Raw genomic sequence first — 12,674 nt, forward strand, 5'->3', positions numbered from 1 at the left:
GCGCCGCAGGCTTTCGGGGGTCCGGGGGCGTCGAGGACTCCTGCGGCGTCGAGGATGCCGGCTGCGGCAGCGACCATGCGGCCAGGACGGTGTCGATCGCGGCGGCGACCCTGGCCCGCGCCCGGTTGTGCGGCACCCGAGCCATGAGCAGCGCGTCGTACACCGTGTCCAGATGGCGGACCGAGGCACGGACGGCCAACGTCACCGCCGTCTCGTCCAGCGCCCTTCCCGCGGCCGAGCGCCCCACTCGCCCGCTGCCGCGCACTGAGGCATGCTCGGCGATGCCGCGAGCACGCCCCGGCGGGCAGCGCGGGAAGAGCCGCAGGATCTCTTCGGTCATGGCCGCGGTGAACCGTACGTCCTCGGCGGCCCGCCGCTCGGCGTCGCGGGCGCGCCGCCGGGCGCGTGCCTCGCCGTCGGCAAGGCAGGCGGCCTCCGCCGTGGCCAGGGCGCCCTCTTCGACGAACACACCCTGACGCTCGTAGCGGCGTCGACGCCGGTTGAAGCGGACCACGACGGCCGAGAGCGAACCGGCGGCCCGCGCGCGGCGGGTGAGCGCGGTGTTCCCGCGCGGCAGGAAGACCAGATGTCCCAGGTCCGAGCAGTCAAGACAGCGCGGCGAGCCGGACTCCAGGACGAGATGGCGCAACGGCCCGCGATCGCACGCGGTGCAACGGTGATGGCGCCGGGGTTCTATGACGAGAATGGCGACGGCCCTCCTTGCCTGCGCCCCCCTTGGTCGGCCTTGCCTGCGCCCCCATGCACGCGTTGCCTCCCCTTCCTCTCCCTGATTCCCCGCTCAACGCCCCCTGGAACAGGCCGCTCAGGCGACCGGCGCCGCAGCGTTCCGCAGCGTGACGTTGGCGGGGCTCTCCTGGGAACTCTGGGCGATCACGCGGGCCGAGCACCGAAGTTGATCGAGCACCGAACGTGATCGAGCACCGAACGTGATCGCGCGCCAAGCATGATGGGGTCGTGCGATTCGAAGCGATCACCTGGGAACGGCTGACCGACGCCCTCGCGGAACGGGCTGCGCATCTGAAGCCCGCCGACGGTGGCCCGTGGCTGCGCGTAGGCATCGACGGCGCGCCCGCGGCCCGCACCGGAGAGCTCGCGCGACGCCTCGCGGAATCACTCCGGCTGCGCGGCAGATCCGTGCTCGCCGTCTCCACCGAGGGCTTCCTGCGGCCCGCGTCGCTCCGCTACGAATTCGGCCGCCAGGACCCGGACGCGTACTACGACGGCTGGTTCGACACCGGCGCGCTGTGGCGGGAGGTCTTCGGGCCACTGGATCCGGGCGGCACCGGACGGGTACTGCCGGATCTGTGGGACCCGGTGAGAGATCGGGCGACCCGGAGCCCCTACCAACTCCTGCCGGAAGGAGGCGTGCTGATCGTGCACGGCCCCCTGCTGCTGGGCCGCTGGTTCCCCTTCGACCTCACGGTGCACCTGCGCCTCTCGCCCCACGCGTTGCGCCGCCGAACGGAGGAGAGCTCCCGCTGGACGCTCAGCGCGTTCGAGCGGTACGAGTCCGAGGTGCGGCCGACGGACGCGGCCGATGTCGTGGTGCGGGTCGACGACCCCCGCCATCCGGCGTGGGAGGCGACGGAGGACGAGTAGAGCGAGAAGGCCGAGAAGGCCGAGAAGGATGGGTAGGCCGAGTCGGGCGTGAGAGGTGTGTGCGGGGCGCATGGGCGGCCGTCGTGGGGCGCAAAGGGCGGCCGTCGTCCTCTACCCCAGCGCCGGCGGCCGTCCTCCCACCATGGCCACCGCCTGTGCCCCGGCCCGGCAGCCCGCCGCCGCTGCCTCCGCGGGGGACGCACCCAGCAGCCGGGCGGCGAGGAAGCCGCCAGTGAAGGCGTCGCCCGCACCCGTGGAGTCAAGGGCCTCGGCCGTCGGCGCCGGTACCCTCGCGACGACCTCCCCGGCGGCGGCCGCCAGCGCGCCGGCCGGCCCGAGCGTGACCGCGACCAAGGGGAACACCCGGCTCAACTTGGCCGCCGCCTCGGCGGGTTCGGGCAGACCGGTCAGATATGTAGCCTCGTCCGCGTTGGGGAGCAGCACGTCCACTCCTTCGGCCATCGCCAGGAACCGTTCGACGCCGAGGTCGGCGAGGAAGCCGGAGGACGCCGGGTCGAGGCTCACGGTGACACCCTTCTGGTCGGCTGCATCCCTTGCCAGTAGGGCGAGTTGGCGGCTCCGGTCGGCGAACAGGAGGTACCCGGACAGGTGGAGGTGGGCGACGCCGTCGAGGAGGGCGGGTGACCAGTCGGCGGGGCCCATGTGGTGCACGGCACCGCTGTCGGTGAGGAAGGTGCGCTCCGCCGTCGCCGCGTCGACCAGGGAGATCACGGTCGCGGTCGGCGCATCCGCGTCGGCGATCAGCAGGGGGCGTACGCCCGCGCGGCGCAATTGGAGCTCGTGCCAGGCGGCCGCGTCCCGGCCGGCCCGGGCGAGCAGCCGCACATCCGGGCAGCCCGAATGAGCTGCCCAGCAGGCCGCGTTGGCGCCCGCGCCGCCCGGCACCGTACGGATGTCGGCCGCCGTGTCCGTGGCGGTGCTGAGGGGCCCCCGATACCGGGCGACGACGTCGGTGACGACATCCCCGACCACCAGGAGCCCACCCCGAGCCGCCTCGCCCCTTGAGAGGCCGTCCCCGGCAAGGCTGCCCCCGGCTGGGTGGCTTCCGGGAAGGCCGCCTGCGGGGAGGCCGCCTCCGGCCGGGTGGCCCCCGGGGAGTCCGCCTCCGGCCAAGCCGCCTCCCGCCCTGGCGACTCCGGCCAAGCCGCCTCCGGCGAGGTCGCCCTCTTCTCCGGCGCCGCCGACCGCCTTCACAGCGCCGTCGCGATCTCCGCCGCGAGCCGCACATTGCCGCGTACGGCCGCCACGTTGGCCTCCAGGGAGGCACCCCGCGTGTGGTCGACGAGGTAGGTGAGCAGGAAGGGCGTGACCGCCTGCCCCGTGACGCCTTCGGCGCGGCAGGCGGCGAGGCCTGCCGCGAGCACCTCGTCGTGCAGCCGGGGATCGAGCTGTTCGGACTCCGGTACGGGGTTGGCCAGGATCACGGCCGAGCCGAGCGCGAGCGAGCGATGGGCCCGCAGAACGTCCGCCGCCTCCCGTGGCGTCCACACCGTCCAGTCGACGGGCTCGCCCGAACTGGACAGGTAGAACCCGGGGAAGCGATCGGTGCCGTAGCCGACCACGGGGACCCCGAGCGTCTCCAGGCGCTGCAACGTGGCCGGAACGTCGAGGATCGACTTGACGCCCGCGCACACCACCGCGATCGGCGTCCTGGCGAGCAGCCGCAGATCCGCCGACTCGTCCTGCGTCCGGTCCCACTCACGGTGTACGCCGCCGAGCCCGCCCGTCGCGAAGACGCGCAACCCGGCCCGCTCCGCCAGGAAGGCGGTGGCCGATACCGTGGTCGCCCCGCTTGCCCCCGTCGCCAGGGCCATCGGCAGGTCACGGTGGCCGAGCTTGCGCAGCTCGTCGTTGGCGACGCGCTCCAACTGCCCCTTGTCCAGGCCCACTCGGGGGCGTCCATCCAGGACGGCGACCGTCGCGGGGACGGCTCCCGCCGCCCGTACCAGCTCCTCCAGCTCTTGGGCGACCCGCAGATTGCGTGGCCGGGGAAGGCCGTGCGAAATGATCGTCGACTCCAGGGCCACGACGGGGCGGCCCTCTTGGAGGGCGGTCCGTACTTCCTCCGAGATCTCGGAGGCGCCGGTGATCTCGCTCGCGTCACGTACGTCGTCACAGGACATGTCCCATCCCTGGCGCGGCGTGGGGCCGGATAAACGCCCCCGGTGCGGCCACCGGGACACGCTCGACAGTGTGTCGCGCGGGAAGGCCAGGAGCTCGCCGCACTGTCGCTCGAAGCCCCGCCCCCGCGCGGATAGGTTGAGCGGCCATGAGCACCATGGACGACGCCACCGCCCCCGCCGGCCGAAGCCCCCTTGGACCTGCCTCCTTCGCCGTGCGCGTGTCCGACGCGGAACTGGAACCCGAGCCGCTGGACCCGGCCCAGATCGTCTCCGGAGCCCCCGAGGTGACCGGGAAGGTGCTCTGGGAGTCGCCGGACGGCAAGCAGGTCCGGGGCATCTGGCAGATCACCCCGGGCGTCGTCACCGACACCGAGGCGGACGAACTCTTCGTGGTGGTCAGCGGCCGCGCCACCGTCGAGGTGACGGGCGGCGCCACCCTGCAGCTCGGCCCCGGTGACGTCTGCGTACTGCGGGAAGGCGATCGCACGACCTGGACCGTGCACGAGACGCTCCGCAAGGCCTACCAGGTCAGCCTGTAGGCCCCTGGTACAGCCCGTACACGAACCCGCTGAGGCGGGAGCCGGCGCCCCGCCGAGGGAGGGCCGTACTGCCTGGGCGTGCCGTACTGCCTGGGCACGCCGCCCCGCCGGAGAGCGCCGCCGCGGCAGCTCAGAACAGTGGCTGCGGCAGAACCCCTTCGAGCGCGAGCAGCTGCCGCTTGGTCTCCAGGCCACCGCCGAAACCGCCGAGCCCGCCGTCGCTCTCCACCACCCGGTGACAGGGCACCACCAAGGGCAGCGGGTTGGCCCCCATGGCCGCCCCCACGGCCTGTGCCGCCCTCGGCTGTCCGACCCGGCCGGCCAGATCGCCGTAACCCACCACCGTGCCGTACGAGACCCCGGCGGCGAGCTCGCGCAGTACCTGCCGGTTGAATCCGGACGCCAGTGACCAGTCGAGCGGCAGCGTGAAGTCGCGCAGCCGGCCGTCGAAGTAGGCCCCGATCTGGCGTATGGGCTCCTCCAAGGGGCCCGCTCGGCCGGGCACGGCCGGCGCCGGCTCGATGCCGAACCGGGCGGCCAGGCCACGCATGGCGCGGTCACGTACCGCCTCGCCGGCGTGGAACACCACGTTCACCAGGCCCTGGCCCGTCGCGGCCAGGAGCAGCGGACCGATGGCGCTGTCGACCACGGTCCACTCGACGAACTGCGCGTTGCTGTCCATGCCGACCACGGTACGGCCGCCCACTGACAACGCGGTCCGGTCCGCTCAGGAAGGGAGAAACGGGGCGCCAAAGCGAACAGATCCGCCCAGAGGGGAACGCCCCAAGCGCCCGGAGTCGATAAATTGCCCGGAAAATGTTTGCCTGTCGCGCAGCGAGCCCTAATGTCGCCCCGAAACCAGGGCCGCAACAGGAGTAGGGCCTCTTCAGTCGGTACGGGGTGAAGGGCACACGAGTATGCACGGGACGGTCGACGGATTCAGCTATGGCCTGGTGACGCCGGTGGCGGCGTTCATCATGGCCTGTCTAGGCGGCGCACTCGGGCTGCGCTGCACCGCGCGGTCCGTGCTGAGCGGGCGCTCCTTCAAGGCCGCCTGGCTCGCACTGGGTGCCACGTCCATAGGTTCGGGCATCTGGACGATGCACTTCATCGCGATGATGGGCTTCAGCGTCCACGAGGCGCCGTTGGGCTACGACCGCGGCATCACCTTCGCCAGCCTCGTCGTGGCGATCGTGATGGTCGGCATCGGCATCTTCATCGTCGGCTACCGGGGTGCCACACCCATGGCGCTGGTCACCGGCGGCACCATCACCGGGCTCGGCGTGGCCACCATGCACTACCTCGGTATGGCCGGGATCAAGATGAACGGGGAGTTCGAGTACAACACCTTCGTCGTCGGCGTCTCGGTCGTGATCGCCGTGGTGGCGGCCACCGCCGCGCTGTGGGCTGCGGTCTCCGTGCACGGGTTCATGGCGAGCCTGGTGGCCAGCCTCGTCATGGGGGTCGCGGTCAGCGGCATGCACTACACCGGCATGGCCGCGCTCACCGTCCAGCTGCACGGCGGCGCCGCCGGTACCTCCGGCGGCGGGGAGTCGCCGGCCGCCCTGCTCGCCCCCATGCTGATCGGGCCGGTCGCTTTCCTGGTCCTGGCCGGGGTGGTCGTGATGTTCGACCCCTTGGTGGTGATGGGCAAGCCGGAGTGGCAGAAGCGCCCGCCACGTCAGATCCCCACGCCGAGGCACCGCCCGTCCTTCCCGGAACGCACCAGCTGGGCGGCGTCCGAGCCGCCGCGCGAGGGCTCCGCGTCGCCGCACGACTGGTGACCGGAACGCGATCGGACCGCGGTTGTCAGTGGCGGGTCGTACGGTGGTTGCATGCGGCCCGTTTCCAAGATCGAACGTACGGTGGCGCCCTTCGAGGTCGTCAGTCCCTACCAGCCCAGCGGTGACCAGCCGGCGGCCATCGCCGAGCTGGAGAAGCGCATCCGTGCAGGTGAGAAGGATGTCGTCCTGCTCGGCGCCACCGGCACCGGAAAGTCGGCGACGACCGCCTGGATGATCGAGAAGCTCCAGCGCCCCACGCTCGTCATGGCGCCGAACAAGACGCTCGCCGCCCAGCTGGCCAACGAGTTCCGTGAGCTGCTGCCCAACAACGCCGTCGAGTACTTCGTGTCGTACTACGACTACTACCAGCCCGAGGCGTACGTCCCGCAATCGGACACCTACATCGAGAAGGACTCCTCGATCAACGAGGAGGTCGAGCGGCTGCGCCACTCGGCGACCAACTCGCTGCTGACCCGGCGGGACGTGATCGTGGTCGCGTCGGTCTCCTGCATCTACGGTCTGGGCACCCCGCAGGAGTACGTCGACCGCATGGTGCAGCTGAAGGTCGGCGACGAGATCGACCGCGACCAGCTGCTGCGCCGCTTCGTCGACATCCAGTACACCCGCAACGACATGGCGTTCGCCCGCGGCACCTTCCGGGTACGCGGCGACACCATCGAGATCTTCCCGGTCTACGAGGAACTGGCCGTCCGCATCGAGATGTTCGGGGACGAGATCGAGGCCCTGTCCACCCTCCACCCGATCACCGGCGAGATCATCAGCGAGGACCAGTCGCTCTACGTCTTCCCCGCCAGCCACTATGTGGCGGGCCCGGAGCGCATGGAGAAGGCCGTCACCGGCATCGAGAAGGAGTTGGAGCAGCGCCTGGCGGAGCTGGAGAAGCAGGGCAAGCTCCTGGAGGCGCAGCGGCTGCGCATGCGCACCACGTACGACCTGGAGATGCTCCGCCAGATCGGCAGCTGCTCGGGCGTCGAGAACTATTCGATGCACTTCGACGGCCGCGACCCCGGCACCGCGCCCAACACCCTCATCGACTACTTCCCCGAGGACTTCCTGCTGGTCCTCGACGAGTCGCACGTCACCGTGCCGCAGATCGGCGCGATGTACGAGGGCGACGCCTCCCGCAAGCGCACCCTCGTCGACCACGGCTTCCGGTTGCCCTCCGCGCTGGACAACCGGCCGCTCAAGTGGGAGGAGTTCCTGGGCCGTGTCGGCCAGACCGTCTACCTGTCGGCAACACCCGGCAAGTACGAGCTCTCCCGCGGCGACGGTTTCGTGGAGCAGATCATCCGCCCGACCGGCCTGGTCGACCCGGAGGTCGTGGTCAAGCCCACCGAGGGGCAGATCGACGACCTGGTGCACGAGATCCGGCAGCGCACCGAGAAGGACGAGCGCGTCCTGGTCACCACCTTGACCAAGAAGATGGCCGAGGACCTCACCGACTACTTCCTCGAACTGGGCATCCAGGTGCGCTACTTGCACAGTGACGTGGACACCCTGCGCCGCATCGAGCTGCTGCGCGAACTGCGGGCCGGTGAGTACGACGTGCTGGTCGGCATCAACCTGCTGCGTGAGGGCCTCGACCTGCCCGAGGTCTCCCTGGTGGCGATCCTCGACGCCGACAAGGAGGGCTTCCTGCGTTCGGGCACCTCCCTGATCCAGACCATCGGTCGTGCGGCACGAAACGTCTCCGGCCAGGTCCACATGTACGCCGACCGCGTCACCCCGGCGATGGAGAAGGCCATCGAGGAGACCAACAGGCGCCGTGAGAAGCAGATCGCCTACAACACGGAGAGGGGTATCGACCCGCAGCCCCTTCGCAAGAAGATCAGCGACATCGCCGCGAGCATCGCGCGCGAAGAGGTCGACACCGAGCAGCTGCTCGGCACCGGATACCGCCAGGGCAAGGAGGGGAAGGCCGCCAAGGCGCCGGTTCCCTCCCTCGGCGGCAAGGCGGCGAAGGCCGCCAAGGGCGCCAAGAAGGAGCTCACCGACCGGCCGGCGGCCGAACTGGCGGGAATCATCGAGGAGATGACCGACCGGATGCGGGCCGCGGCCGCGGACCTGCAGTTCGAGGTGGCGGCCCGGCTGCGCGACGAGGTCGGCGAACTGAAGAAGGAGCTCCGTCAGATGAGGGAGGCGGGGCTCGCCTGACCGGCGGGGCGCGGGGACGGGAACGGGCGTGTGGCGGTGTGTTGCAACACCGCCACAAAAAGCGCGCGCGTAGTGGCGTGGGGTGCGTCACTGCGTAGGGTCGGGCCCGAGAACGAACAACAACGCAAAGCATGTCAAGAACGACACATGGGGAGAGGGGACAGCGCGTGACGGTCAATCTGTCCAAGGGTCAGGCCATCAGCCTGGAGAAGCAGGGTGGCGGCACCCTGACCGCGGTGCGGATGGGGCTCGGCTGGCAGGCGGCCCCGCGCCGGGGCCTGTTCGGCAAGCGGACGCAGGAGATCGACCTGGACGCCTCGGCGGTGCTCTTCGCCGACAAGCAGCCCGTGGACGTGGTCTTCTTCCGCCACCTCGTCAGCGACGACGGCTCGGTGCGGCACACCGGGGACAATCTCGTGGGCGGTGCGGGCCAGGGCGGTGACGACGAGTCGATCCTCGTCGACCTCGCCCGTGTGCCGGTCCACATCGACCAGATCGTCTTCACGGTGAACTCGTTCACCGGCCAGACGTTCCAGGAGGTGCAGAACGCGTTCTGTCGCCTCGTCGACGAGACCAACGGCCAGGAGCTGGCCCGCTACACGCTGGACGGCGGCGGTCAGTACACGGCGCAGATCATGGCCAAGGTGCACCGCGCGGGCAGCGGCTGGCAGATGACGGCCATCGGCAACCCGGCCAACGGCCGCACCTTCCAGGACCTGATGCCGGCGATCCTTCCCCACCTCTGACCGCTTCGGGGTACGGACGCAGCGGCCTGAACACAGCAGTACTGAACACAGCAGTACCGAAGACCGCAGCTGCCGCATACCGCAGCACGAAACACCGCAGCTCCCGGAGGCACGCCGCCGCCGGGAGCTGCACCACAACCACGACGCGCCGCCGCGCACGACCGCACACGCACCACCATCAACTCGACGAGGGGACAGAGGCGATGACGGCCGAGCTGGTACGGGGACAGAACCATCCCCTGCCCCAGACCCGACTGGAAATCCGGGTGTCGGCCGGTACCCGGCTCGTGGCGGGCGCGACGCTCGGCGACGAGCAGGGAAAGGTGCGGGCCGCAGAGCGGGTCGCCCACCCGGGCTCGCCGGCCCTGCCCGGCGTCGAGGTCTCCCGGCAGGCCGCCGCCGATCACCGCCTCGCCGTGGACCTGGAAGCCGTGGGCGAGGGTGTGCACCGCGTCGGCGTGCTCCTCGCGCTGCCGCTCGGGACACCGGGGCCCGTCCGGTTCGCCGCCGTCGCCGCGCCCTTCGTGGCCGTCACCGGACTCGACGGCACGGAGATCGCCAGCTACACGATCACCGGCCTGGGCGAGGAATCCGCGGTCGTCGCGATCGAGCTCTACCGCCGCCAGGGCGCCTGGAAGGTTCGTGCCGTCGGCCAGGGGTATGCGGGCGGCCTCGCCGAGCTGCTGGCCGACCACGGCCTGTCCGGGGCCGGGCAGCTGGCCGCCGCCATCCAGGAAGCGATCGCGGTAGGCGTCTCCCGTTCGGTGGCGGCGCCTACGCCACGTACGAGCGGCGCCCGCGTGCGCGCCACCGGAGCGTCGCCGGCCGGCGGGTCCGCGCAGGCCGCCATCGAGCCGCCCGCCACAGAGCCGCCCGCCACAGAGCCGCCCGCCCGGGGCCTCGCGCAGCCCGCCCAGGCTCCGGCCACCGAGGGCGCCTGTGCCCCCGAGGCCCCGCCCGCCGCGGATGCCCATACCCCCGCCGCTCCGGCCGCCGCGGGTGCGGGCGCCGCCGGGCCATCGTCCGCGGTGCCGCAGCAGGCGGTCGGCGACAACGGCCCCATCAGCTACACGCATCCGCGCCGCCGGACCGGCACACCGCCGCCACCGCCCCCCGCCGCGCCGGCCGCCGCCCCCGGCGAGCCCGCTCGCCCGGTCGCGGGCGACGCAAGCGGCTGGTCCCTGGACGAGCGGCTCTACAACCAGGTGTGGGGCATGTTCGAGGATCTGGCGCGTGCTGTCGCCGCCTACCGCAGCGCCGTCGACTTCGCGGATTCGCGCGAGGAGCAGGAGCTCGACCGGGCCCTGTCCGACCCGCGCGGCCGCCTGGGTTCCGCCGGGGAGCAGGCGCGCGAACAGGCACGCGCCAAGCGGGAGGACCTCGTCGCCCGGGCCAGGGAAGTGCTCGACCGGGACCTCGCGCAGCTGACCGCCGAGTCCGAAGTCGTCGAGCCCGCGCTGCCGCCGGCGTACGCCCGCTGGGACAACCCCGTCTGGCATGCCTACCGGGTGCCGATGGAGCTCCCCATGGCTCTGCGGCTCGGCGACGTCCGGCTGCCCGAGCAGCCGGAATTGCGCATTCCGATGCTGGTCAGGCTGCCGTTGGAGCGGGGTCTGTGGATCGACGCCGGCCGCGTCGGCTCCGAGGCGGCCGCGTTCATGGATTCCGCCCAGATCAAGGGCCTCGCGGTGGACACAGCCGTGGCGATCGCGGCCCGGCTGCTCGCGGTCTACCCGGCCCACGAGTTCACCGTCCATGTCATCGATCCGGCGGGCTCGGCCGCGGCCCGGCTGGCCCCGCTCACCCGGGCCGGGGTGCTGGCCGCGCCTCCCGCCGCGGGCGCCGCGGGGGTGAGCCAGGTGCTGGCCCGCTTGACCGAGCGGGTGGACCTGGTGCAGATGGCTGTCCGGGGCGGCGCGGGCGCCGACGCCCTGCCGCCCACTCTGGACACCTCCGAGCAGCTTCTGATCGTCAACGACTTTCCGCACGGCTTCGACGACCGCGCCCTGAACCAGCTGCGCTACCTCGCCGACGAGGGGCCCTCGGTGGGCGTCCACCTCCTGCTCGTCGCGGACCGCGATGACGCGAGTGAGTACGGACCGGTGCTGCAGCCGCTGTGGCGCTCGCTGCTGCGGCTGACCCCGGTCCCCGAGGACCACCTCGCCGACCCGTGGGTGGGGCACGCCTGGACGTACGAGCCGCCGCTGGCGCCGCCGAGCAGCCGGATCGTGGAGCAGGTGCTCGGCCAGGTCGGCGAGGCACGCGAGGCGTGGCCTCGTTAGCCCACCGACCGCACCCACCTGGGGACTTGGCTTCCCTTTACCAATCTCTTTACCTTTTCTTGGGTATTCGGGTAGGCTTCCTCTCAGCGGAGGGGAGTACTCCCGACTGCGGCGTTCCCGTCAATACGGACCCACGGGACGGGTCCCGGGGCGCCGGCCCGCGGCGCGAGGGAAGGCGCCCGGGTGGAAGAGACCTCCGGCAGCGACGACGCTGATCAGTAGCCGTACGACGCCGGAGGCGCAGTGGACGTTTCAATGACCCTGTGGGTACTGACCATCCTTGGTCTGTGTGCCCTGATCGCGGCCGACTTCTTCATCGGGCGCAAGCCCCATGACGTGTCGGTCAAGGAAGCCGGCATCTGGACCGTGGTCTGGATCGTGCTGGCCGCGCTCTTCGGCGTGGGCCTGCTGATCTTCGGCACCAGCCAGGCGTCGGGCGAGTTCTTCGCCGGCTTCATCACCGAGAAGTCGCTCTCCGTCGACAACCTCTTCGTCTTCATCCTGATCATGGCGAAGTTCTCGGTCCCCTCCCACCTGCAGCAACGGGTGTTGCTCTTCGGCGTGTTGATCGCCCTCGTACTGCGCGCCCTGTTCATCGCGGCCGGCGCGGCGGTCATTGCCAACTTCTCGTGGGTCTTCTACATCTTCGGCGCGTTCCTGATCTACACCGCCTGGAAGCTCATCCAGGAGGCGCGCTCCGGTGGCGAGGAGGAGGAGTTCGAGGAGAACCGCCTCCTGAAGTCCGTCGAGAAGAAGTTCGGTGTCGCCGACAGGTACCACGGCACCAAGCTGTTCGTGGCGAAGAACGGCAAGAAGATCATGACGCCGCTGATGGTCGTCATGCTCGCCATCGGCACCACCGACGTGCTCTTCGCGATGGACTCGATCCCGGCGATCTTCGGCCTCACCCAGGACCCGTACATCGTCTTCACCGCCAACGCCTTCGCGCTGATGGGTCTGCGCCAGCTGTACTTCCTGATCGGCGGGCTGCTCAAGAAGCTGGTCCACCTCAGCTACGGCCTCTCGGTGATCCTCGGCTTCATCGGCGTGAAGCTGGTGCTGCACGCCCTGCACGAGAACGGGGTGAATGTCCCGGAGATCTCTATCCCGGTCTCCCTCGGCGTCATCTGCGGCGTGCTGATCATCACCACGATCACCAGCCTCGTCGCGGTCAGGAAGCAGACGGCGCACGAGGCTCCGGAGAAGGACAGCATCGGCGCCTGACCGGATGGATCGAGACGGCTCCCTGCGCGGGGGTCGTCTCCGATTCCGCCCCGGTTCTCTGCGCGGGGGGTCGTCTCCGATTCCGCCCCGGTTCTCTGCGCGGGGGGTCGTCTCCGATTCCGCCCCGGTTCTCTGCGCGGGGGGTCGTCTCCGATTCCGC

Annotated in this window: 10 protein-coding genes and 1 pseudogene; 7 read left to right on the forward strand and 4 right to left on the reverse strand. The window is 71.0% G+C overall.

Annotated elements, in window-relative coordinates:
• Nucleotides 1-73: 73 nt before the first annotated feature.
• Nucleotides 74-706 (reverse strand): annotated as a pseudogene (locus tag AB0D31_RS00810) (DUF2293 domain-containing protein); the annotation flags it as partial.
• 269 nt (nucleotides 707-975) lie between these two features.
• On the opposite strand from AB0D31_RS00810, the gene AB0D31_RS00815 reads away from it, so the two are divergent.
• A complete protein-coding gene (locus tag AB0D31_RS00815) occupies nucleotides 976-1,620 on the forward strand; it encodes a uridine kinase (protein ID WP_362715047.1) in 645 nt (214 codons plus the stop codon).
• Between the two features lie 111 nt (nucleotides 1,621-1,731).
• On the opposite strand, the gene AB0D31_RS00820 is transcribed toward AB0D31_RS00815, so the two are convergent.
• Together AB0D31_RS00820 and AB0D31_RS00825 are read right to left on the reverse strand one after the other, a co-directional pair.
• The gene (locus tag AB0D31_RS00820) at nucleotides 1,732-2,616 is read right to left on the reverse strand and encodes a PfkB family carbohydrate kinase (RefSeq protein ID WP_362715251.1); all 885 of its coding nucleotides are present in this window, start codon (nucleotides 2,614-2,616) and stop codon (nucleotides 1,732-1,734) included.
• 215 nt (nucleotides 2,617-2,831) lie between these two features.
• Complete coding sequence (locus AB0D31_RS00825) at nucleotides 2,832-3,764, reverse strand: pseudouridine-5'-phosphate glycosidase (RefSeq protein WP_362715050.1); 933 nt, start codon at nucleotides 3,762-3,764, stop codon at nucleotides 2,832-2,834.
• Nucleotides 3,765-3,910: 146 nt separating this feature from the next.
• On the opposite strand from AB0D31_RS00825, the gene AB0D31_RS00830 reads away from it, so the two are divergent.
• On the forward strand, nucleotides 3,911-4,303 hold the full coding sequence (locus AB0D31_RS00830; protein WP_362715053.1) for a cupin domain-containing protein: 393 nt from the start codon (nucleotides 3,911-3,913) through the stop codon (nucleotides 4,301-4,303).
• A 130-nt stretch (nucleotides 4,304-4,433) separates the two neighbouring features.
• Here the strand turns inward: AB0D31_RS00830 and AB0D31_RS00835 are convergent, their stop codons facing one another.
• Nucleotides 4,434-4,985: a methylated-DNA--[protein]-cysteine S-methyltransferase gene (locus tag AB0D31_RS00835; protein ID WP_362715056.1), complete on the reverse strand. Its 552-nt coding sequence runs from the start codon at nucleotides 4,983-4,985 to the stop codon at nucleotides 4,434-4,436.
• A gap of 235 nt (nucleotides 4,986-5,220) precedes the next feature.
• On the opposite strand from AB0D31_RS00835, the gene AB0D31_RS00840 reads away from it, so the two are divergent.
• From AB0D31_RS00840 to AB0D31_RS00860, 5 genes are all read left to right on the forward strand, one after another.
• Nucleotides 5,221-6,087, forward strand: coding sequence for an MHYT domain-containing protein (locus tag AB0D31_RS00840; protein ID WP_362715059.1), 867 nt, complete (start codon nucleotides 5,221-5,223; stop codon nucleotides 6,085-6,087).
• A gap of 51 nt (nucleotides 6,088-6,138) precedes the next feature.
• Entirely contained in the window at nucleotides 6,139-8,262 is a 2,124-nt protein-coding gene (gene uvrB / locus AB0D31_RS00845; RefSeq protein WP_362715062.1) for an excinuclease ABC subunit UvrB, read from the forward strand.
• 167 nt (nucleotides 8,263-8,429) lie between these two features.
• Entirely contained in the window at nucleotides 8,430-9,008 is a 579-nt protein-coding gene (locus tag AB0D31_RS00850) for a TerD family protein (protein ID WP_362715065.1), read from the forward strand.
• A gap of 203 nt (nucleotides 9,009-9,211) precedes the next feature.
• Nucleotides 9,212-11,290, forward strand: coding sequence for a TerD family protein (locus AB0D31_RS00855; RefSeq protein WP_362715068.1), 2,079 nt, complete (start codon nucleotides 9,212-9,214; stop codon nucleotides 11,288-11,290).
• Between the two features lie 243 nt (nucleotides 11,291-11,533).
• Entirely contained in the window at nucleotides 11,534-12,514 is a 981-nt protein-coding gene (locus AB0D31_RS00860) for a TerC family protein (RefSeq protein ID WP_362715070.1), read from the forward strand.
• Nucleotides 12,515-12,674: the final 160 nt, after the last annotated feature.

Source organism: Streptomyces sp. NPDC048361 (assembly GCF_040651795.1).
Lineage (GTDB): Bacteria > Actinomycetota > Actinomycetes > Streptomycetales > Streptomycetaceae > Streptomyces.